The sequence below is a fragment of the Methylobacterium sp. Gmos1 genome, assembly GCF_053764715.1.
Genome location: NZ_JBSNCC010000003.1, coordinates 1 through 21,792 on the forward strand (window position 1 = coordinate 1; position 21,792 = coordinate 21,792).

At 71.3% G+C, this 21,792-nt stretch carries 19 protein-coding genes and 1 rRNA gene; 10 read left to right on the forward strand and 10 right to left on the reverse strand.

Annotated features, from left to right (window positions below; genetic code table 11):
• Positions 1-341: ribosomal RNA gene (locus ACS5PV_RS06120) — 16S ribosomal RNA — on the reverse strand; the annotation flags it as partial.
• Positions 342-805: 464 nt separating this feature from the next.
• On the opposite strand from ACS5PV_RS06120, the gene ACS5PV_RS06125 reads away from it, so the two are divergent.
• The 4 genes from ACS5PV_RS06125 (at position 806) to ACS5PV_RS06140 (ending at position 4,717) form a co-directional block, all read left to right on the forward strand.
• Complete coding sequence (locus tag ACS5PV_RS06125) at positions 806-1,939, forward strand: FAD-dependent monooxygenase (protein WP_455394466.1); 1,134 nt, start codon at positions 806-808, stop codon at positions 1,937-1,939.
• A gap of 342 nt (positions 1,940-2,281) precedes the next feature.
• Positions 2,282-2,752 (forward strand): YbaK/EbsC family protein, encoded by a 471-nt coding sequence (locus ACS5PV_RS06130; protein ID WP_455394467.1) that lies wholly within the window; start codon positions 2,282-2,284, stop codon positions 2,750-2,752.
• A gap of 235 nt (positions 2,753-2,987) precedes the next feature.
• Complete coding sequence (locus ACS5PV_RS06135; RefSeq protein ID WP_455394468.1) at positions 2,988-3,983, forward strand: magnesium transporter CorA family protein; 996 nt, start codon at positions 2,988-2,990, stop codon at positions 3,981-3,983.
• 11 nt (positions 3,984-3,994) lie between these two features.
• Positions 3,995-4,717 carry an SOS response-associated peptidase gene (locus tag ACS5PV_RS06140; RefSeq protein ID WP_455394469.1) on the forward strand — a complete coding sequence of 241 codons (723 nt, stop codon included), beginning with the start codon at positions 3,995-3,997 and terminating at the stop codon, positions 4,715-4,717.
• 30 nt (positions 4,718-4,747) lie between these two features.
• Here ACS5PV_RS06140 and ACS5PV_RS06145 read toward each other — a convergent pair whose 3' ends face one another.
• A complete protein-coding gene (locus ACS5PV_RS06145) occupies positions 4,748-5,755 on the reverse strand; it encodes an HWE histidine kinase domain-containing protein (RefSeq protein ID WP_455394470.1) in 1,008 nt (335 codons plus the stop codon).
• 241 nt (positions 5,756-5,996) lie between these two features.
• Between ACS5PV_RS06145 and ACS5PV_RS06150 the strand changes: the two genes are divergently transcribed.
• The 3 genes from ACS5PV_RS06150 (at position 5,997) to ACS5PV_RS06160 (ending at position 9,598) form a co-directional block, all read left to right on the forward strand.
• Positions 5,997-6,515, forward strand: a complete 519-nt coding sequence (locus ACS5PV_RS06150; protein ID WP_455394471.1) for a MarR family winged helix-turn-helix transcriptional regulator — start codon at positions 5,997-5,999, stop codon at positions 6,513-6,515.
• The gene (locus ACS5PV_RS06155) at positions 6,512-8,215 is read left to right on the forward strand and encodes an FAD-dependent monooxygenase (protein WP_455394472.1); all 1,704 of its coding nucleotides are present in this window, start codon (positions 6,512-6,514) and stop codon (positions 8,213-8,215) included. Before ACS5PV_RS06150 ends, ACS5PV_RS06155 begins: the two co-directional genes overlap by 4 nt.
• 141 nt (positions 8,216-8,356) lie before the next feature.
• Positions 8,357-9,598, forward strand: a complete 1,242-nt coding sequence (locus tag ACS5PV_RS06160; RefSeq protein WP_455394473.1) for a lytic murein transglycosylase — start codon at positions 8,357-8,359, stop codon at positions 9,596-9,598.
• 131 nt (positions 9,599-9,729) lie between these two features.
• On the opposite strand, the gene ACS5PV_RS06165 is transcribed toward ACS5PV_RS06160, so the two are convergent.
• Entirely contained in the window at positions 9,730-9,873 is a 144-nt protein-coding gene (locus ACS5PV_RS06165) for a hypothetical protein (RefSeq protein ID WP_455394474.1), read from the reverse strand.
• A 371-nt stretch (positions 9,874-10,244) separates the two neighbouring features.
• On the opposite strand from ACS5PV_RS06165, the gene ACS5PV_RS06170 reads away from it, so the two are divergent.
• Positions 10,245-11,318, forward strand: a complete 1,074-nt coding sequence (locus tag ACS5PV_RS06170; protein ID WP_455394475.1) for a catalase family protein — start codon at positions 10,245-10,247, stop codon at positions 11,316-11,318.
• Between the two features lie 12 nt (positions 11,319-11,330).
• Positions 11,331-11,729, forward strand: a complete 399-nt coding sequence (locus ACS5PV_RS06175; RefSeq protein ID WP_455394476.1) for an MAPEG family protein — start codon at positions 11,331-11,333, stop codon at positions 11,727-11,729.
• A gap of 62 nt (positions 11,730-11,791) precedes the next feature.
• Here the strand turns inward: ACS5PV_RS06175 and hydA are convergent, their stop codons facing one another.
• A complete protein-coding gene (hydA, locus tag ACS5PV_RS06180; RefSeq protein ID WP_455394477.1) occupies positions 11,792-13,180 on the reverse strand; it encodes a dihydropyrimidinase in 1,389 nt (462 codons plus the stop codon).
• 59 nt (positions 13,181-13,239) lie between these two features.
• On the opposite strand from hydA, the gene ACS5PV_RS06185 reads away from it, so the two are divergent.
• Entirely contained in the window at positions 13,240-13,893 is a 654-nt protein-coding gene (locus tag ACS5PV_RS06185) for an aspartate/glutamate racemase family protein (protein ID WP_455394478.1), read from the forward strand.
• Positions 13,894-13,895: 2 nt separating this feature from the next.
• Here the strand turns inward: ACS5PV_RS06185 and ACS5PV_RS06190 are convergent, their stop codons facing one another.
• The 6 genes from ACS5PV_RS06190 to ACS5PV_RS06215 all read right to left on the reverse strand — a co-directional run bounded on the left by ACS5PV_RS06190 (position 13,896) and on the right by ACS5PV_RS06215 (position 21,785).
• On the reverse strand, positions 13,896-14,822 hold the full coding sequence (locus ACS5PV_RS06190; protein ID WP_455394479.1) for an N-carbamoyl-D-amino-acid hydrolase: 927 nt from the start codon (positions 14,820-14,822) through the stop codon (positions 13,896-13,898).
• A gap of 267 nt (positions 14,823-15,089) precedes the next feature.
• A complete protein-coding gene (gene nikE, locus ACS5PV_RS06195; RefSeq protein WP_455394480.1) occupies positions 15,090-16,748 on the reverse strand; it encodes a nickel ABC transporter ATP-binding protein NikE in 1,659 nt (552 codons plus the stop codon).
• Positions 16,748-17,623, reverse strand: a complete 876-nt coding sequence (locus tag ACS5PV_RS06200) for an ABC transporter permease (protein ID WP_455394481.1) — start codon at positions 17,621-17,623, stop codon at positions 16,748-16,750. The genes nikE and ACS5PV_RS06200 overlap by 1 nt, the downstream gene beginning before the upstream one ends.
• A gap of 4 nt (positions 17,624-17,627) precedes the next feature.
• On the reverse strand, positions 17,628-18,659 hold the full coding sequence (locus ACS5PV_RS06205; RefSeq protein ID WP_455394482.1) for an ABC transporter permease: 1,032 nt from the start codon (positions 18,657-18,659) through the stop codon (positions 17,628-17,630).
• Positions 18,660-18,663: 4 nt separating this feature from the next.
• Entirely contained in the window at positions 18,664-20,265 is a 1,602-nt protein-coding gene (locus ACS5PV_RS06210; protein WP_455394997.1) for an ABC transporter substrate-binding protein, read from the reverse strand.
• Between the two features lie 119 nt (positions 20,266-20,384).
• The gene (locus ACS5PV_RS06215; RefSeq protein ID WP_455394483.1) at positions 20,385-21,785 is read right to left on the reverse strand and encodes an NAD(P)-binding domain-containing protein; all 1,401 of its coding nucleotides are present in this window, start codon (positions 21,783-21,785) and stop codon (positions 20,385-20,387) included.
• Positions 21,786-21,792: the final 7 nt, after the last annotated feature.

Here is a 21,792-nt window from a genome sequence, read left to right on the forward strand (position 1 = left end):
TGTCCAATATTCCCCACTGCTGCCTCCCGTAGGAGTCTGGGCCGTGTCTCAGTCCCAGTGTGGCTGATCATCCTCTCAGACCAGCTACTGATCGTCGCCTTGGTGAGCCGTAACCTCACCAACTAGCTAATCAGACGCGGGCCGATCCTTCGGCAGTAAACCTTTCCCCAAAAGGGCGTATCCGGTATTAGCTCAAGTTTCCCTGAGTTATTCCGAACCGAAGGGCACGTTCCCACGCGTTACTCACCCGTCTGCCGCTGACCCCGAAGGGCCCGCTCGACTTGCATGTGTTAAGCCTGCCGCCAGCGTTCGCTCTGAGCCAGGATCAAACTCTCAAGTTGAAGAGCTGACCATAGCTGATCACAATAGTAACGGAGGCTCACGACCGACCGGCGTTTCCGCCTGATCGTGTGAGCACCGAAACGTCAGACCAGCATCATCCTACTCATGATCCCACCCAGAAGGCAGGATCCGCAGGGACGACGCCGTCCACGCTTCTCTTTCTCGTATGAACTTGTCAAAGAGCCGATCGGGCGAGAAGCCAGATCCTACACCTTAGAGAACAGAAAGCAGCGCCGGGTTGCCCTGGCCCTTGCTTGCCCGTCTCTGAGGAAGTCCGTGGGGCAGAGCCGTTCATCGCGGCGCCCCGTCGGTGAGCGGTCGTTTAAGGGTAGCCGGCTCGCCTGTCAACTCGGCCAGCTCCCGGAGGGGCCGGCCGACGCGACGGGGGAGGGCTGCCGCGTGCAACTCGCCGCGGATCGTGCAAATCGATCTCGTGCCTCGACGGGAGCAGCAGCGCAGCTACATGACCACCGGAACTCTCGATCGTGTCCTCGTTGCCGGCGGCGGCATCGCCGGGCTCGCGGTCCGGCGCGCCTTGCGCCAGAAGGGCATTCCCTCCCTCACGCTGGAGCGGCGCGAGGGCCCAGCAGAAGCCGGGCTCGCCATCAACCTGCCCGGCAACGCGGTGCGCGCGCTGGCGCAACTCGGCCTGCTTGACGACCTCCGTTCGGTCGGCACGCGCCTGCGTCGGCGCGAGTATCGCACCGAGGGCGACCGCTTGCTCTTCGCCGTCGACGAGGAGGTGTTCTGGGGTGCGGAGATGGCCCCGCACTGCCTGCGCCGCTCCGACCTGTTGCATCTCCTGCAACGCGGGCTCGCCCCGGAAGATCTCCGCCACGGTGTCGGGATCGAGGCGGGACGCCAGATCGTGTCGGGCGTCGAGGTCGATCTCGAGGACGGCACGACCGAGGCGGGCGGCCTGCTCGTCGGGGCGGACGGCGTGCATTCGCGGGTCCGGCGTCACCTGTTCGACGATCGGGCACCGGGCGCGGCGCTGCTGGCCTCGCAGAGCTGGCGCGTCATGGTGCCCAATCCTGGCGTCGAGGCCTGGACCCTGTGGGCCGGCGCCGGAGCCTTGTTCCTGCTCATCCCCGTCGACCGCGGCGAGGCCTATGCCTGGTTCTCGGCGAGCAGCGGGTCCGGGGAGGGGCTCGACCCAGCCGGTCTGCGGCGCGCCTGCGCGGCGTTCCCGCGCCTCGTTCGTGACACCCTGGAGGCGGCGCTCGTGCAGCCGGCCGGTCTGCATCACTCGCCCCTGGAGGAGGTCCGTATCCCGGTCTGGACCCGCGACCGGGTCGTGCTCGTCGGCGACGCGGCCCACGCCACCGCCCCGGTCTGGGCGCAAGGTGCGGCGCTCGCGCTCGAGGACGCCCTCGTCCTCGCCGATCGGCTGGCCGGCACGCGTGACTGGGGCGCGGTCGGGCGGGATTACGAGCGGCTGCGCCGGCCGCGGGTCGCGCATGTCCAGGCCATGACCGACCGCCTGTCGCGCACGGCCAAGATGCCGGACTGGCTGAGGGACGCGCTGCTGCCGATGATCGGGCCGCGCAGCTACCGTGCCACCTATGCACCGCTCCGTCAGGCGGTGACGGCCTGACCGGCGTCACCCCCACCAGCCCGTCGCCGTCGTGTCATAGCCCGGGTGCTGCCGCAGGCTGTCCAGGCCGCGGGCGTCCTGCGGGCTGGCAGGCGCTGCGACCAGCTGCCCTACGGCTGCAAGGACGAGCCGGGGATTGTTCTGCGGCGCAGCCTCGGCCTGCTGCGCGTGCCGGGATCCTCCGCCGTACCGTTCCTCGCCGGACCTCGGGGCCAGGACACCGGAGCAACGTCCGGCTTGCACTCACCGCCGCGCCGGGCAAGGGGAGCCGAACCGGATCCCCCGACCGCCTGAGAGAAAGCCCATGATCGCCTCCCTCCCGCCGCGTGGGACCGCCCGCCGATGAGCCTCGCTTCCGTCAAGGCCGACCTCGCCGCGCGCGCCCCCGACCTCACCGTGCTCGAAACCGAGGCGAGTTCCGCCACCGTGGCGCTGGCCGCCGCCGCGCACGGCGTCGAGCCGGCCCGCATCGCCAAGACCCTGTCGCTGCGCCTCGGCGAGCGCGTGGTGCTGCTGGTGGCCCGCGGCGACGCCCGCCTCGACAACCGCAAGGCCAAGGCCGCCTTCGGGGCCAAGCCCCGGATGCTCGGGGCGGAGGAGGTCGAGGCGATCACCGGCCATCCGGTCGGCGGCGTCTGCCCGTTCGGCCTTGCCACGCCGCTCCCGGTCTATTGCGACGTCAGCCTCAGGGCTTTCGACGAGGTGGTGCCGGCCGCGGGATCGCCCAACAGCGCCGTGAGAATCACCCCCGAGCGCATGGCCGCGCTGACCGGCGCGGAGTGGATCGACGTCTGCCAGCCGCCGGAGGGGTGAGCCGAGCAGCCACCCAACCAGGCGAAGACACCGGCGGCCCTGGATCCCGCATCATCGGGGGTGTCTGTGATCCCGGAGGAAATGCCCTGGGCAGATCCGCCTGGATTCCTGCTTCTGCATCATTTCGCCGCCGAACCGGTGGCCACTTCGGCGAATGATGCTTAGCTGTCACGGAGCCTTCAAGCGGCCGGGCCACAACGCCCCTCCGTCGCGTCACCGTCGTCCGAGACCGCCCTTGATCTTCGTCCATCAGCCGAATGCCTGCGCCAGCACCGGTCAGCCGCTCCTGGAGCGGCGCCTGCTCGAGATGTCGGAGCCGATCCCGCAGGATGCGCTCTGGATCGACCTGATCGAGCCGACCCGCCAGGAGGACCACAAGGTCGAGGCCTTCCTCGGCATCACGATCCCGACGCGGGAGGAGATGCAGGACATCGAGCCCTCGGAACTGCTCTACGTCGAGAACGGCGCCCGCTACATGACCGGGCGGCTGCTGTGCCGGGTCGACACCGACGACGCCCGGCTCACCGGCGTCACCTTCATCCTGCGCGACAACAAGCTCGCCACGGTGCGCTACGACGATCCGCAGGCGTTCCGGATGTTTGTCCACCGGGCAGCGCGACCGGCCGGGGTGATGCTGACCGGCGAGGCGATCCTTGCCGGCCTGATCGAGACCGTGATCGACCGCGCCGCGGACGTGCTCCAGCTCCAGGGCGAGCGCATCGACCGGCTCTCCCGCCGGATCTTCGCCGAGCATTCCGACCCGAGCGCCCGCAATGCCGAGTTGCAGGACACCCTGCGGGCGCTCGGGCGCCACAACGAGCTTTTGTCGCAACAGCGCGAGAGCCTGGTCTCGGTCGAGCGCATCCTGCTGTCGCTCTCGGCGAGCTACCGGGCGAGCAAGGCGCCGCGCGAGATCCGCGAGGAGGTCCGCTCCACCTTGCGCGATCTCCAGTCGCTGGAGGAGCACGCGAGCTTCCTCTCGGGAAAAATCCAGTTCCTGCTCGACGCCACGCTCGGTCTCGTCAACCTCGAGCAGAACAACATCATCAAGCTATTCTCGGTCATGGCGGTGGTGTTCATGCCGCCGACCCTGATCGCCTCGATGTACGGCATGAACTTCAAGGTGATGCCGGAGCTCGACTGGGGCTTCGGCTACCCGATGGCGGTGGTGATGATGGTGGTGGCGGCGATCCTGCCCTACGCCTTCTTCCGCTGGAAGCGCTGGCTGTAGAGGGTTTTGGCATGTGCGGCCGCTTCTTCGTCACCTCGTCGCCCGAGACCTTCCGGGAGTTCTACGAATACGCCGAGCAGCCGAACTTCCCGGCCCGCCACAACGTGGCGCCGACCCAGCCGGTGGCGGTGGTGACGTCCGAGCACGGGCGGCGGCGCTTCGTGCTGATGCGCTGGGGCTTCCTGCCGGCCTGGGTCAAGGATCCGGACGACTTTCCCCTCGTGATCAACGCCCGGATCGAGACCGCGGCCGAGAAGCCGAGCTTTCGCAACGCCCTGCGCTACCGGCGCTGCGTCTTTCTCGCCGACGGCTTCTACGAGTGGCCGCGCGGCGGCCCGCGGGGCCAGGCACCTTACGCGATCCGCCGCGCCGACGGCCGGCCGATGGCGCTCGCCGGCCTGTGGGAGACCTGGAGCAGCCGCGACGGCTCTGAGATCGACACAGCGGCGATCGTCACCTGCGGCGCCAACGGGCTCCTCGCCGGCATCCACGAGCGCATGCCGGCGATCCTGTCGCCGGAGGCGGTCGACGCCTGGCTCGACATGCGCGACGTCGATGCCGGGCGGGCGGCCGCCCTGTGCCGGCCGGCGCCGGAGGAGTGGCTGGACTTGAGGTCAGCGAGCCGGCGGGTGAACGACGTGCGCCACGACGAGGCCGGGCTGCTGCGCCCGGACGAGGATGTGCCGCCGCCGCCGCCGGAACGGACGACGCAGGCGCAAGGGTCGTTGTTCTGATCGGTCCGGCCCGTCGCGCCGGACGAGGCCCTACTCGACCGGCACCGTCATTGCGAAGTGCAGGCCGCCAGCGTCGATGGTCCGCTCGAAGCGCCCGCCGAGGCTGCGTTCGATCGTCATCCGCAGCAGGCGCGAGCCGAAGCCGGTTCCGTCCGCCCTCGGGGCGGCCGAGCGCGCGGGGCTCTCGTCCCAGGTCAGGCGCAGGTGCCCGTCGACCACGTCGCCGCGCAGGCGCAAGCTGCCGCCGCCGGACAGGGCGCCGTACTTGGCCGAGTTGGTCGCCAGCTCGTGGAAGATCATGGCGTAGTCGTTGACCGTGTCGGGCGCGGCGACCGCCTCGTCGGCGACAGCGAGCACGATGTCGGCGCCGTCGCGATAGGGCGCCAGGATCCGTTCGGCGAGGTCGCCGAGCCGCACGTCGCCCTGGTCGAGACGGTGCGAGCGGGTGGCGAGCACGGTGGCCTCGTGCAGGATGCCGAAGCGCCGCGACAGGTCCTCCGCGAAGGTCGGCGCCGAGGTCGCGTCCCGGGCGACGATGGCGGTGAGCGCGCGGGCCACGGTGAACATGTTGGAGACCCGGTGCGCCAGCTCGGCGGTGAGCAGCCGCTCCGCCTCCTCGGCCCGCCGGCGCTCGCTGACGTCGAGGAAGATGGCGTGGAGCCATTCGCCGACGCGCCCGGCATCGCCGCCGATGCCGCGCGCCGAGATCCAGCGCGCCAACCCGCCCTCGCCGATGCGGAAATCGAAGCTGTAGGGGAGCGGGTCGGTCGCGCTCGCCATCCAGTCGCGCATCATGCCGTCGCGGTCCTCGGCGTTCACCCGCGCGAACAGCGCGTCGATCGGGACGACCGTCTCCGGTGTGCCCCAGAACTCGCGGCAGAGCGGATCGAGGCGCGCGAGGCGACGCTCCGGCGACCAGGCCCAGAGGCCGACGCCGCCGCGATGGATCGTGTCGCTGAAATTCGCGAGCGTCCAGGCCTCACTGGGAGCGGCCTCGTCGGGAATCGCCTCGCGGGTCGTCGACTCGCCTGCGGTCATGCTCGTCCCCGATCCCGTCCCGTCTCTGCCCGATCGTCCGCCCGGGGCAGGCTGCTCAGGCCGTGCGGTGCTGGGCGTCGCGCCTAATTGGCCTCCGAGGCTCGGGTCGGCAACGGCGGGCGGCCCTTCCGTACCGGACGCGATCGCCGCAGGCCCGGGAACCGGCCGCGGCGAGCGCCGTTCTCGTCATAATGACAGTACACTGTCGTTATGACACCCCGCTGTGAGAAAGTAGCCTTCCATGGAATTCGCCGGCACGCCGGACGACCGTGATCGCGCGCGGCGCGCCCTGTCCGGGCTCGTCATCGAGGTGTTCCGCCTCAACGGCGACCTGATCGAGGCGGGCGATGCCCTCGTCCACGACCTCGGGTTGACCAGTGCCCGCTGGCAGGTGCTCGGCGCCGTGGCCCTCGCCCCGGCGCCGCTGCCGGTCGCCCACATCGCCCGCAACATGGGCCTTGCCCGCCAGTCGGTGCAGCGCGTCGTCGACGACATGCGCGCCGACGGGCTCGTTCGGCTCGAGCCCAACCCCCATCACCGCCGCGCCCCGCTGGTGGCGATGACCCCGCAGGGCGAGGCCGCCTACGGGCAGGCGATGGCGCGCAAGGACCTGTGGGCGGACGGGCTCACCGAGGGGCTGCCGGCCGAGGCCATCGAGGCGGCGAGCACGCTCCTGCGCGCCATCCAGCAGCGGATCGGCGCCTCACACGACCACATCGCCGCCATCGCGGCATCCGCACGACAGGAGACCCAGGAATGACCCGCACCGACGCTTCCCCGGGCTATGACGCCGACGTCGTCGTGGTCGGCGCCGGCCCGATCGGCCTGACGACCGCCTGCGCCCTGCGCCATCACGGCGTGTCGTGCCTGCTCCTCGAGCAGCGCACCGAGACCAAGGCGTATTCGCGCGCCAACAACCTGTGGGCACGGCCGCAGGAATTGCTCGCCGGCATCGGCCTGCGCGACGCCCTCGCGGAGAAGGCCTATCCCGTCCACACCATCAACTTCTTCGTCGACGGCACGCCGACGACGCCGATCCCGATCGCCGACGTCGCCAGCCCCTACCCGGCTGTCCTCTACAGCGGGCAGGACGTGATCGAGCGGACCCTGGTCTCGGCCTTCGAGGCCCGCGGCGGCCGGCTCGATCGGGGTTGCACGGTGACCGGCCTCGTCGAGGACGAGGCGGGCGTCACCGTGGTGTTCCGGCGGGGCAAGGAGGGGCCGGAGGAGCGCCGGCGCGCCCGCTATCTCGTGGCCGCGGACGGCGCCCGCAGCGCGATCCGCCCGCTGATCGGCCTCGACTTCGTCCCGGAGCGGTTCGAACATTGCATGAACCGGCAGGTGGATGCCCGGCTGTCCTGGCGGCGCTCGATGGCGCCGGACCAGCTCTGGTTCTTCTACTACGAGCGCGGCTTCGCCGGCATCATGCCGGTCTGGGGCGGCTACCATCGGCTGTTCTTCCTCGCCGACGACACCGGCGTGCCCGACCGCGACCCGTCGCTGGACGAGATCCAGGCGCTCGCCCGCGAGGTGACGGGCGACGACACCCTCGCGCTGTCGGACCCGCAATGGCTCACACACAGCCGTTTCGAGTACGGCGTCTCGCCCGGCTACAGCCGCGGACGGGTGTTCCTGGCGGGCGATGCCGGGCACCTGTCGCTGCCGATCGGCGGGCAGGGCATGAATGCCGGCCTGCACGACGCGGTCGAGATCGCCTGGCGGCTCGCGATGACGCTGCGGGGCGAGGCGGCGCCGGTCGTCCTCGCCTCCTACGACGGCGAGCGCGGCGGCGAACATGCCCGGCTGAGCGCGCAGCAGGCGCGGGGCTTTCGCTGGACGGTCTATCGCGGGCCGGTCACCGACACGGTGCTGGGCCTCGCCGCGAGGGCGCTGCCGAATCTCGGCTCGCTGCTGCAAGGCACGGACGACATGCAGCAGATGCGGGTGGCGTACCCGAAGAGCGACCTGAACGAGGATCGGTTGTCGGGACTGACGAGCCTTCTGCGATCGGGCGCGAAGCCGGGCGAGCGGGCGCCGGACGCCGAGGTGACGGCGCAGGGCGAGACCACGACCCTGCACCGCTTCCTCGCGAACCCCGACGGGCACACGACGGGGTGGGCGCTCCTCGCCTTCGACGGGCGCAAGGCCGCGACGCGGGACGCGTTGCGCGCCGCCGTCGCGGCGGTCGCGCCCTGGCCGTGGGTGCGGCCGCGGCTGGTGCTCGCCGGTCCGCTGGTCGAGGGCTTGGAGGTCCCTGTCCTCTCCGACCTCGACGGCAAGGCGCACGGCGCCTACGGCCTGGAGGGCCGGCCGGCGCTGGTGCTGGTGCGCCCGGACGGGCACATCGCCTTCCGGGGCGAGGCCGATCGGACCGACCATCTCGTGGCGTATTGCCGGCGGGTGTTCGGGCCGGGAGCCGAGGACGTCGCGACGGGGAGGGCGCCGGCGCTCGCACCGTGAGGGCGTCCGGGAGCGCCGCGAGCCTGGCGCGCGTCGGGGGGGCGGGTCGCGGTCTTCGCCCGGCTGGAGCGCCGACATGCGGGGTTGACCCGGGACGCGCCGGCCGCAACCTGCCCGGGACACCGACACGGAGGTTCCTTAATGCGGGTGCCGATTGCGCTCCTGTGGCTGCTCGCGGCGCCGGCCGCCTTGGTTCAGGCCGCCTTGGTACAGGCCGCCCTGGCGCAGACGCCGCCGGCGCTGGACGATGCCGCGATGGCGGCCTGCCTGCCCGGCCTCGTCGCCCGGGCGCGGGAGGAGGGGGTGACGCCGGCCCTGGCCGAGGCGCAGCTCTCCGGCCTCACCGCCGATCCGGACGTGCTGGCGGCGACGGGCAAGCAGGCCGAGTTCGAGAAGCCGGTCTGGGCCTATCTGGACTCCGCGGTGAGCGAGGAAGCGGTAGCGGATGGCCGCGCCAAGCTCATGGCGGAGGCGAGCCTCCCGGCGATCGAGGCGGCGACCGGTATCGACCGGCACGTGCTGGTGGCGATCTGGGGCATCGAATCGGGCTACGGCGCGGTGCTGAACGATCCCCGCAAGGTGCGGCCGGTCCTGCGCTCGCTTGCCACCCTGGCCTGCGCCGGGGGACCACGGGTCGCGACCTGGACCGGGGAGCTAATGGCGGCCCTGCGCATCCTCGATCTCGGCCGCACCACGCCGGAGCGCCTGACCGGCTCGTGGGCCGGCGCGATGGGCCACACCCAGTTCATGCCGACGACGTATCTGCGCCACGCGATCGACTTCGACGGCGATGGGCGGGCCGACATCTGGACCTCGGCGCCGGACGCCCTCGCCGCGACGGCGCACTACCTGCGCAGCTTGGGGTGGCGCCCGGGCGAGGACTGGGGCGGCGAGGTGGTGCTGCCGGCGGGCTTCGACTACCGCCTCGCCGACGAGACGACGATGCGGACGCTGGCGGAATGGCGCGGCCTCGGCCTGAAATTCGCCGGACGCGCGATCGGGTCCGACACCGACACCGCGCGCCTGGTGTTGCCGGCAGGCGCCGGCGGGCCGGCCTTCCTGCTGCGGCCGAACTTCCAGGCGCTGCTCGGCTACAACGCCGCCTTCTCCTACGCGCTGGCGGTCGCGCATCTCTCCGACCGGCTGCGCGGCGAGACCGGCTTCGTGCAGACCTGGCCCCGGGGCGACCGGCCGCTCAACGCCGACGAGCGCCGGGAGATCCAGACCGCCCTCGCGGCGAAGGGATACCCGGTCGGCGGGATCGACGGGCGCATCGGCCCGCGCAGCCGGGCGGCGATCCGGGCCTGGCAGACGGCGGCCGGAACGGTGCCGGACGGCTACGCGAATGCCGGGCTCCTGGACCGCTTGCGCGCCGGGAACTGACGTCCCGCCACCGCGCGATTTGCCGAAGCGTTCTCTGTTGCCCGAGACAGGCCGGTGCCATGTCCGCGAGCGGGCGAGATGCCGGGCGCCGCCCTGGCCGGCGCTGCGTCCGTCGGAGCGGTCGCGACCGCTTACCCGGCGAGTGCCGCGATGACCGGCGCGTCCGCCCGCGCGACGTAGGCCGTCAGGAGTACGAAGACCAGGACCGTGAGCGCGTTCCAGGCCAGGTAGCGGCTGCGGTCGATCAGGGTGCGGGTCTTCACGGCGGCCGGCATGGACAGGACTCCTCGGCGAGAAGCGAGCGGCGCCCGCCTGGTGGCTCGGGCGGGCGCGGCGTCGACCCTCTAGCCGACATTCAATCGGGACCACGTCCGCCGGTCAATGAAGGCGACTCCCAAACTCTGGCCATTCGGGAGATATTTCTTCTTATTGATCGCGCCTTTGGAGAACGATCTTCGTTGCATTCACCCATGCCCTGCCCTGCCGGATAATCCGGTTCTCCCGCGTACCGCCATGCCGGTCGCCGCTGCCCGGTCCCGATGCCGCCCCCGCCGCCGAATTTCGACGGAACGCCGGCGTGACGGCGCCGTTGCCGGTGACGCAGCGATGCCTGTCGGCGTCCCGAGATGAGCAAGGTCCATCCTCGATGCAGGCGCCGATCCGCTTCGATCCCTCCCTCGAGAGCGTGCCGCCCGACGAAGAGGAGGTGCAGGCCGAGATGATCCGGGTCTTCGAGAAGATCCAGACGACGACGCTGAAGGATTACGGCCACGCGGTGCGCGGCGTTCACGCCAAGAGCCACGGCCTCCTGACCGGGCGGCTCACGGTGCTGCCTGGCCTGCCCGCACCACTGGCGCAGGGCCTGTTTTCGGCGCCCGGCACCTATGAGGCGGTCATGCGGCTCTCGACCAACCCGGGCGACATCCTCGACGACAGCGTCTCGACCCCGCGCGGCCTCGCCGTGAAGGTGATCGGCGTGCCCGGCGAGCGGCTGCCGGGCGCCGAGGGCGACAGCCAGGATTTCGTGATGGCGAACGCGCCCGCCTTCACGGCGCCGGACGCGAAGGCCTTCCTCGGAAGCCTCAAGCTGCTCGCCGCCACCACCGACGCGCCGCAGGTGTTCAAGAAGGTGTTTTCCGCCGCGCTCCGCGGCGTCGAGAGCGCGATCGAGGCGGTGGGGGTCAAGAGCGCCACGATCGTCAGCCTCGGCGGCCATCCCGAGACGCACATCCTCGGCGAGACCTTCTACAGCCAGGCCCCTCTGCGCTGGGGCGACTACGTCGCGAAGGTCGCTGTGGCCCCGGTCTCGCCGGCGCTGACCGAGCTGACGGGCGCGCCGTTGAACGTCAACGGCCGGCCGAACGGCCTGCGCGAGGCGGTCTCGGCCTTCTTCTCCGCCCACGAGGGCGTGTGGGAGCTGCGCGCCCAGCTCCTCACCGACCGCGCGACGATGCCGGTTGAGGACGCCTCGCGGCCCTGGCCGGAGGACGAGAGCCCCTACGTCCCGGTCGCCCGGATCACGGTGTCGCCGCAGGAGAGCTGGAGCGACGACAAGGTCCGCCGCCTCGACGACGGCCTCGCCTTCAGCCCTTGGCACGGGGTCGCCGCGCACCGGCCCCTCGGCTCGGTGATGCGGGTGCGCCGCGCCGTGTACCGGAGTTCGGCCGGGTTCCGGGCCCGGCACAACGGCTGCCCGATCCAAGAGCCCACTCGCACCTGAAGGATGTCCGCCATGGTGTTCCCGTCCCTGACTGCGGCCTACGGGTCCGTGCTGGCGCTCCTCTTCGCCGGTCTGTCCGGCTGGGTGATGGCCCGGCGCCTCTCCGCCAACGTGCTGCACGGCGACGGCGGCGACGCCGTGCTGCTGCACCGCGCCCGCAGCCAGGCCAACTTCGCCGAGTACGTGCCGTTCATCCTGCTCCTCGTCGGCCTGCTCGAGGCGCACGGGGCGGGCCGGACCCTGGTCCACGGCCTGCTCCTGGTGCTGCTGGTCGGCCGGGTGCTGCACCCGTTCGGCATGACGGCGCCGGCGAACTCGCCCCGGCAGTTCGCCTGTCGCGGCGGCGGCATCCTGGCGACCTTCGCTGTCCTGATCGTCGCCGCCCTGGCGCTGCTGGCGCGCCTCGCCTGAGCGGCGCTGCGGGGCCTCGGCTCCGCGGGCGAGCGTCGCGCCCAGCCGGTGGATCGCAGGCGCTATGCCCGCCGGATCGGCGCGCCGCTGCCGGCCTCGGCCGTGATCGCGCCGCCCTCGGCGATCACCCGGCCGCGGCAGAGCACCGTCTCGGGCCAGCCGGTGACGTCCCGTCCGGCATAGGGGGTGAAGCCGGTGCGGTCCTCGACCATCGCGTCCGAGAGCGTCACGCGCTTGTGCGGATCCCACAGGCAGAGGTCGGCATCCATCCCGACCGCGACCGAGCCCTTGTTCGCGAGGCCGTAGATCCGGGCCGGCGCCGTCGCGGTGATCTCGACGAACTTCTTCACGCCGAGGCGCCCGCCCGACACCATCGCGTCGAAGAGGAGCGGCAGGCGCATCTGCAGGCCCGGCATGCCGTTGGCGATCTCCTTGAAGGTCGCCCCCGGACCCGCCTTGAGCTTGCCGGTCTCGTCGTAGCGGTAGGGCGCGTGGTCCGACGACACGGTCTGGAGGTCGCCGAGGTCGAGGGCGCGCCACAGTGCCTCCTGGTCTCGGGTCTCGCGGAGCGGCGGCGAGCACATCCACTTCGCCCCCTCCAGACCAGGCCGGTCGAGGTCGGATTCGGTGAGGAAGAGGTATTGCGGGCAGGTCTCGGCATAGACCTTGGCGCCCTCGCCGCGGGCCCGGCGCAGGATCGCGGCGCCCTCCTCGGTCGAGACGTGGAAGATCATCACCGGCTGGTCGAGGTACTGCGAGAACCGCACCACCCGCTCGAACGCCTCCGATTCCGACAGGCGCGGGTGGCTCGCGGCGTGGTACTTCGGCGCCGTCTTGCCCTCCTTGAGGAGCTGCCGGCTGGCGAAGGCGATCAGCCCGTGGTTCTCGGCGTGGACGCAGACGAGCGCGCCGACCTCCTTGGCCGCCGCCATCAGGTCGAGCAGCGCCTCGTCGGCGAGCCGCAGGCGGTCATAGGTCATGAACGCCTTGAGCGAGGTGTGCCCGGCCCGCGCCAGCGCCGGGATGTCCTGGCTCAACGCCTTCTCGGTCGCGTCGGCGATGATGAGGTGGAAGGCGTAGTCGATCACCGCGCCGGCCCGCGCCAGCGCCGTGTAATCCTCGACCACCTGGCCCAGATCCATGCCGACGTGCTGGGCCGCGAAGGCGATGACGCTGGTGGTGCCGCCGAGCGCCGCCGAGCGGGTGGCGCTCTCCCAGGTGTCGGCGTTCATCAGCCCGGAAGCCGAGAGCTGCTCGATATGGGCGTGGCTGTCGACCCCGCCCGGCAGCACGAGTTTTCCCCTCGCGTCGATCTCGCGCCGGCCGGGAGCGAGATCGAGGCCGATCGCCGCGATCCGTCCGTCGCGCAGGCCGAGATCGGCGGTGAAGACGTCGCTTGCGGTCGCGACGGTGCCGCCGCGGATCACGGTGTCGAAGGCGGGCGCACTCATACAGACTCTCCTCGTCCGAAACTTGCTAGGCTCAAGGCCTGACACATCAGGGGACCACCATGACGGCCAGCCGGCGCATCCTCGTCATCAACCCGAACTCGAACGAGGCCGTCACGCGCGGCCTCGATGCGGCGCTGGAGCCCCTCGCGCGGCCCGGCATCGCCATCGACTGCCGCACCCTCGCCGAGGGGCCGTTCGGCATCCAGTCGCAGGCCGATGTCGAGCAGGTGGCCCTGCCTTTGCGCGACCTCGTGCGGCGGGAATCCGCCGATGCCTACGTGATCGCCTGCTACTCCGATCCCGGCCTCCACGTCTGCCGCGAGGCCACCGACCGGCCGGTGCTCGGCATCGCCGAGTGCGGGATCCTCACCGCGCTCGCCCGGGCCGACCGGTTCGGCGTCATCGCGGTGGCGAGCCGCTCGATCCCGCGCCACCTGCGCGCACTGCGCCAGATGGGCGTGAGCGACCGCCTGTCGGGCGAGCGGGCGCTCGAGATGACGGTCGCCGAGACGGCGAGCGGCACGGACACCCTCGCCCGGATGATCGCCGTCGGCCGGGACCTGCGCGACCGCGACGGAGCGGGGGTGATCGTGATGGGCTGCGCCGGCATGGCGGTGCACCGGCGCGGGCTGGAGCAGGAGCTCGGCATCCCGGTCATCGATCCCACGCAAGCCGCGGTGGCGATGGCGATCGGGATCGTGGCGGTCGCCTGACATCAATCGGGAAGCACCACGCCGGTCTGGGCGGTGATGCGGCCGTAATGCTCGATGCGGCGGTGGCGGGCGAAGTCGAAGATCGTCTCCTTGCCGAACCGGGTTTCGTCGAGGTCGCACGGGTACACGATCACCCCGTCGGCCTCGCCGGGGAGTTCGGCCACGATCTTCCCGTTCGGATCGACGATCAGGGTGCCGCCGGTGAGGTGGTGCCCGTCTTCCGATCCGGCCTTGGCCACGGCGACGACCCAGGTGGCGTTCTGGTAGGCGCCGGCCTGGACCGAGAGGCGGTGGTGGAACAGCCGCTCCTCGATGCCCTCGGCGCCGCGCTGCGCGTTGACCGAGGGGGTGTTGAAGCCGAGCGTCACCATCTCGACGCCCTGCAACCCCATCACCCGGTAGGTCTCGGGCCAGCGCCGGTCGTTGCAGATGCACATGCCGAGGATGCCGCCCAGCATCCGCCAGACCGGGAAGCCGAGATCGCCCGGCTCGAAGTACCGCTTCTCCAGGTGCTGGTGCGAGCGTTCGGGGTCGAACTCGTCGTGGCCGGGCAGGTGGACCTTGCGGTACTTGCCGACGATGGTGCCGTCGCGATCGACCAGGATCGAGGTGTTGAAGTGCCGGCCCTCCGGCGTCAGCTCGGCGTAGCCGAAGGACATCGCCATGCCGTGCTCGCGCGCCCGGTCGAAGAGCGGCGCGGTCGCCGGTCCCGGCATCTCGCGCTCGAACCAGTGGTCGGCCTCGGCCCGGTCGGCGTGGTACCAGCGCGGGAAGAAGGTGGTCAGCGCCAGCTCCGGATAGACGATCAGGTCGGCGTCCTGGCGCTTCGCCTCGTCCATGAGCGCGATCATCCGGGACACGACGCTGTCGCGATCCTCGGCCTTCTGGATCGGCCCGAGCTGGGCGGCGGCGGTGCGGATCACGCGCATCGAAGATTCCTCAGGGATTGAAACAGGTTGAAGAAGGCCTGCCCATCTCCTCTCCCCGCGGGCGGGGAGAGGGCCGCGACGACCTTGTCGTCGGCGCGGCAAGCGCAGGCGCAGCCGGAGCGACGGTGAGGGGGTGTTCCCGGATGAGACTCCTCCGGCACCTCCCCCTCACCGTCGGCTGCCGCCTCGCTGCGTTCCCTGAACGGGAACACAGCCCTCTCCCCGCCCGCGGGGAGAGGGGAATGCACACGACCGATGGTGGAAGGTTCACGCCGCCGGCTCCGCCGCCAACCCCCGCGGCGCCCCCGGCCGGAAATGCGGGATCGCCGCCAGCAACTCCCGCGTATAGGCGGTGCGCGGCGTCCGGAAGAGGTCGCGGCTCGCGCCCTCCTCGACCACCCGGCCGCCCTGGAGCACGAGGGTGCGCTCGCACATCATCCGCACCACGTTGAGGTCGTGGCTCACGAACAGGAAGGCGAGGCCGTCCTGCCGGCGCAGGTCGTCGAGGAGGCGCAGCACGCCGGCCTGGACCGAGACGTCGAGGGCCGCCGTCGGCTCGTCGAGGACGAGAAGCCGGGGCTTCACGGCGATCGCCCGGGCGATGCCGATGCGCGCCTTCTGGCCGCCGGAGAGCTGATGCGGGAACCGGTCGAGGAGGGCTGCGGGCAGGCCCGCCCGCTCGGCGCTCTCGATCACCCGGAGCCGCAACGCCTCAGCCCTCAGCGGCGTCAGGCGCTTCAGCGGATGGGCGATGCAGTCGAAGGCCGAGAAGCGCGGGTTGAGACTGTCGGTCGGGTCCTGGAACACGATCTGGATCGCGCGCCGGTGGGGCGAGCGGTGGAAGTCGCGGGCCGGAATCGTGCCGATCGACTCGCCGTCGAACAGGATCTGTCCCGCGCTCGCATCGATGAGGCGGCAGATCATCCGCGACGTCGTGCTTTTCCCCGAGCCCGATTCGCCGACGAGGCCGAGGCTCTCGCCCTCCCGGAGCGAGAACGACACGTCATCGACCGCCATGGCGCCGCCGAAGATCTTAGCCAACCCCTGCACGTCGAGGAGCGGCGGGGTGCCCGGGGCGGGAGCCGGCCGCGGCGAGGCCGGGGGGCGCGTCCCCTCCGGCACGAGGTCGGCGAGCGTCGAGGTCGGGGTCGGCGAGGCGGCGACGAGGCGCCGCGTGTAGGGGTGGCGGGGGCCTGAGAACAGCGCGCCGGGCTCGCCCTCCTCGACGAGGCGGCCCTGCTCCATCACGGCGATGCGGCCGCAATACTGCGCGGCGAGGCCGAGGTCGTGGGTGATGAGGATCATCGCCATGCCGCGCTCGGCGGTGAGCCGGGCGACGAGGTCCATGACGGTCTTCTGGGTCGTCACGTCGAGGCCGGTCGTCGGCTCGTCGGCGATGAGGAGGGCCGGGCGGCAGGCGAGCGCCAGCGCGATCATCACCCGCTGGCACATGCCGCCGGAGAGTTCGTGCGGGTAGGCGTCGAGGCGCTTAGCCGCGTCGCGGATGCGCACCGCCTCCAGGCTCTCCAGCGCCCGCTCCCGGGCCTGTGTCTTCGACGCTCCGCCGGCCGCGAGCACGTCGGCGAGCTGGCGGCCGATCGTGCGGATCGGGTTCAGCGCCGCCCGGGGGTTCTGGAAGATCATCCCGATCGCCTGGCCGTGCGCCGCCCGCAGGTCCGCCGCCGAGAGCCCGGTGACGTCCTGGCCGCGAAAGCGCACCCGACCGCCGGTGATGCGCCCGGCCCGGTCGAGGAGGCGGGCCGCCGCGAAGGCGGTGACGGACTTGCCGGAGCCGGACTCACCGACGAGGCCGAGGCTCTCGCCGGGCGCGACGGCGAGCGAGACGCCGCGCAGGGCCTCGACCGGTCCGCTGCGGGTCGCGAAGGTGACCTTCAGGTCCTCGATGGCAAGGAGGGAGGGCTGCATCAGGTCCGCATCCGGGGGTCGAGAATGTCGCGCAGGCCGTCGCCGAGCAGGTTGAAGCAGAGCACCGCCAGCATCAGGGCGAGGCCCGGGAAGGCGACGAGCCACCACTTGCCGGTGGTGATGAAGCGCGCTCCCTCCGCGACCAGGATCCCCCATTCCGGCGTCGGCGGGCGCACGCCGAGCCCGATGAAGGACAGGCCCGCGGCGTTGAGGATCGCCCAGCCGAGGTTGAGCGAGATCTGCACCGCCATGGCGGGGAGGACGTTGGGCAGCAGGAAGCGCAGCACCACCGCGAGGTGGCCCTCGCCGCCGGCCCGCGCCGCCTCGACGTAGCCGGCATCGCGCCGCACGTTCACCTCGGCCCGGGCGAAGCGGATGTAGAACGGCAGGTTGATGATGGCGGTGGCGATGACGATGTTCTCGACCCGGTTGCCCAGCGCCGCCACCAGCGCCATCGCCAGCACGAAGAGCGGAAAGGCCATCAGCACGTCGACGAGGCGCCCGACCACCCGGTCGAGCCGCCCGCCGGCATAGCCGCTCACCCCCCCGATCACCGCGCCGAGGGCGAAGGACAGGCTCACCGCCGAGAGCGCGATGGCGAGATCGAGCCGCGTCGCCGCGATGATGCGGCTGAGCACGTCGCGGCCGAGCTGGTCGGTGCCGGCCCAGTGCGCGGCGCTCGGCGGCTGGAGCGCCACCGAGACGTCGGAGGCGACGGGATCGTACGGCACGAGCCAGGGGCTGAGGATCGCGACGAGGCAGAGCAGGGTCGCGCCCGCGGCCGCGACCGCGGTCAGCGGATTCTCGCGCAGCACGTGGCTTGCGTGCCGCAAGGTGCTGGGTGGCGGGGCGAAAGTCGAAGAAACGGCGTTCATCGGCCTACTCGATCGAGACGCGCGGGTCGGCGAGGCCGTAGAGCACGTCGACCGTGAGGTTCACGACGACGAACAGGCTCGCCATCAGGAGCACGAAGCCCTGGACCGGGGCGTAGTCCGAGGCGAGCAGCGCATCGAGCGCGTAGGAGGCGACGCCGGGCCAGGAAAACACTTTTTCCACCAGCACGTTGGCCCCGAGCATGGTGGAGAACACGATGCCCGCGATGGTCAGCACCGGCAGGATCGCGTTGCGCAGGGCATAGGTCACGATCACCCGCCGCCGCGGCAGGCCGAGCGAGCGGGCGGTGCGGATGAAGTCGCTGCCGAGCACGCCCAGCATCGCCGCCCGGGTGATGCGGGCGAGCGGCGCCAGCACGAACAGCGCCATGGTGAGCGCCGGCAGGATCAGCTGGCCGGCCGCGGCGCGAAAACCCTCCCAGTCGCCGACGAGCGGGAAGTCGATCAGCAGGAAGCCGGTGATGTCCGGCGGGCTTGCCGCGAACACGTCGACCCGGCCGGTCGGGTCGGGGGCGACGCCGAGCAGGTAGTAGAACACGTAGATCAGCAGCAGCCCCGACACGAAGGTCGGCACGCAGACCCCGAGCGCGCACAGGAAGCGCACCGCGTGGTCCACCACCGAGCCGGGCCGGAGCGCCGCCGCGATCCCGAGCGGGATCGCCAGGAGGAGCGCGATGAGAAGCGCCGTGAAGGTCAGTTCGAGCGAGGCCGGCAGGCGCTGGCGGAGATCGGCCAGCACGGGCTGGCCGGTCGTCATCGAGCGGCCGAGCTGGCCGCGCGCCACGTCGCCGAGGTAGCGCACCAGCTGCTCGGGCACCGGCTTGTCGAGGCCCATCTGGCGCCGGATCTCCTCGATCTCCGCCTTGCCGGCATTGGGCCCGGAGGCGAAGAACACCGCCGGATCGCCGGGCAGCACCCGCATCAGCAGGAAGGTGAAGACCAGGACGCCGAGGAGCGCCGGCAGCGACGACAGGAAGCGCCGCCCGGTGCGCCGGGCGATGCCGGAGGCGGAGGCCATCCGCCTACTTCCGCGACAGGTCGCGGTAATCGACCTGGCGGTGGAACTGGTAGGTGTAGCCCTCGACGGACTGCGCCATCACGGCGTCCTGGTTCGGCTGCCAGATCGGGATCTGCGGCATCAGGGCGAGGTGGCGCTTGTTCAGGGCCCGGGCCTCGTCGTCGTACTTGGCGGGGTCGCGCTCGAACCGGGCCTTGGCGGCGAGCTCGTTGATCTCGGGATCGTCGATCGAGCTGTAGTTCCAGCGCTGGTTGCCGGTGTAGAAGTTGCGATAGAAGTAGTCCGGCGAGGGCAGCCAGGCGACGATGCCCTCGGTGAAGAACGGCAGCTTCTTCTCGCTCACCTGCGTCGACATCTGGGCGTCGGGCAGCTTCTGGATCTCAACCTTGACGCCGATCTTCTCCAGCGATTCGCGGATCAGCGCCGCCATCGGCTCGGCGGTGGCGGCCTGGCCGACATTGAAGCTGAAGGTGGTCGAGAACCCGTCCGGCAAGCCGGCCTTGGCCAGCAGCGCCTTGGCCTTCGCCAGATCGAGGGTCACCGGCTGGGCGACGGGGAAGACGGGGGCCGGATCGCCCTCGCCCCAGGTCGCGCCGAACAGCGGCTTGCCGCGGCCGAACAGGGCGGCCTTGAACATCGCGTCGTAGGGCAGGGCGTAGGCCAGCGCCTGGCGCACCTCGACCTTGTCGAAGGGCGCCATCTTCGTGTTGAAGGAAATCAGCGTCAGCGCGTTGAATTGCGGCGTGGCGATCACCTTCAGCTTGCCGCGCTCCTTCAGTGCCAGGGCGTCGTTGGCCTGGAGGTCGATGACGATGTCGGCGTCCCCCTTCTCGACGAGGTTGGCGCGGGTCGCCGGATCGGGAATCGTCTGGGCGATGATGCGCTTGAAGCCGGCCGGCTTCTCCGGCGCGGCTCCGGTCCAGTCGGCGTTGCGCTTCAGCACCACCTGCTCGCCGGGCTTGAACACGTCGACGCTGTAGGCGCCGCTGCCGACGGCGTGGTCCTTCAGCCATCCTTGCGCCCAGGGGTCCTCCGGCGTCGCGTGGGACTTGGCGACCTTGGAGTTGATGACGATGGCGTAGACGGTGGCGAGGTTCGGCAGCGCCAGGCGGTCGGGCTTCGGCAGCGTGACCTTGAAGGTGTGGGGATCGACCACCGCGAACTGGTCGGGGCTCGTCAGCGAGCCGGTGAGGAGCTGCGGCCCGGCGAGCGACTTCGCCGAGACGGCGCGGTCGAGCGACCACTTCACGTCCTCGGCGGTCACCGGGGTGCCGTCCTGGAACTTGGCTTCCTTGCGGAGGTAAAAGGTGAGGGTGAGGCCGTCGGGGCTGACCTCGTAGCGCTCGGCCAGCTCGCCGCGGATCGAATCGAGGTCGAAGACCCAGTTGTCGCCGAGCTTCTTGCGGCCGAAGGTGACGAGGCGGTCGTACGTCGAGAGGCTGATCGCGAAGGCCTCGCGGGTGGTGCCCGGCATGGTCGGGTCGAGGGTGTTGACCGCGGCACCCGTGACGTAGCGCAGGGTCTCGGCCCGGCTCTGGGCCCGGGCCGGCACCGCCCCGACCACGAGGGCGACGATGAGGGCGCCGGCAAGGCCGCCCGTCCGCATGCTGGTCTTCGTCACGCCCGTCCCTTCCTGCATCCCTGGTTGGTCGGCCGTCTAGCAAGGGCCATTCCAGACCAGGCGCGGCTCCGGGGCAAGAGCTAACAAAAACGAATTTCGCCGGGTCAGCGCAGCACCGCCTGCGGCACGTCGTAGGCCCGGAAATCGGCCCAGTGCCGGTCGAGATCGGCGGTGAACAGCCCGCGGGTGAGGCCGGAGACGAGGCGCGGCACGGCGGTCGTCATCGCGTTGATCGACGAGCCGGAGGGGCCGTGGCTCACCGTGGAGGCGATGCCGAACAGGTGGATGTCGCGGATCCACGGTGTCAGCCCGGGCTCGCGCTCGGCGAAGGCGTAGTCGTCGCCAAGATAGGGGTAGGCGGCCAGCCGCTCGTCGCGCTCCTCGGGCGGCGGGCTGTAGCGGTCGCCCCAGGTGGCGATGTTGTGGGCAAACGCTAACAATTCGGGCCGCGCGGCGTAATCGACCGTGATGCCGGTGGCCGCGACGACGAGATCGGCGGCGACTTCACCCTTCGGCGTGTCGAGGCGGACCGCGCCGCCCTCGATCCGCGCCGCGGCGACGGGCGCGCCGGGGAGGAAGCGGAAGTTCGGGTGCCGGGCGCAGCGATCCCAGGTCGGCTGCGGAAAGCCCTCGCGCAGGCCCATCACCGCGCTCATGAAGCGCCAGCGCCAGGCATCGTCGAGGTCGCCGAGATGGCGCAGGAAGCCCGCGAAGGTGAGCCAGCGATAGGGCTGCACCACTTGCGCCTCCGCCCGTCGGCACAGCAGCGTGACCTCGGCGGCGCCGGACTCCAGCGCCGTCGCGGCGTTGTCGAAGGCCGAGGCGCCGGCGCCGACCACCGCGACGCGCCGCCCTTCGAGGGCCGCAAAATCGATCGCCTCGTCGGTGCGGGCGACACGCCCCGTCGGCAGGTCGGCCAGCACCTCCGGCAGGGCCCATCGCCCGGCGCCCTCCTGGCCGGTGGCGAGCACGACCTTGCGGGCGTAGCGCACGGTGCCGCCGGCATCGGTGACGGCGAGCAGCCCTTCGGCCGGCGCGATGCCGGTGACCGTGATCCCGTTCTCGACCGGCACGCCGGTCGCCTCGCGCACGAAGGCGAGGTAGGCGGCCCAGTCCTCCCGCGGGATCAGGTCGAGGGCGTCCCAGGCGGCCTGCCCGTAGCGGGCCTCGTGCCAGGACTGGTAGGTGAGCGCCGGCAGGCCGAGATCCGGCCCGGTGAAGTCCTTCGGGCTGCGCAGGGTGCGCATGCGGGCATAGGTGAGCCAGGGTCCCTCAAGGCCCCTCGGTGCCCGGTCGAGCACCAGGATGTTGGTCACCTGCGCCCGCATCAGCCCGAAGGCGACGGCGAGGCCCGACTGCCCGGCCCCGACGACGATCACGTCGTAGGCCGATTTTCCGTCCGGGCCGGTGCGGGGGGTGAGCCAGGGCGCGCGGGGATGGGCCGTGCGGGCGATCTCGTCGCGAACGCGGGCCTGGAGGGCGTCGAGGGACATGGCAGAGGACATCGGCGGA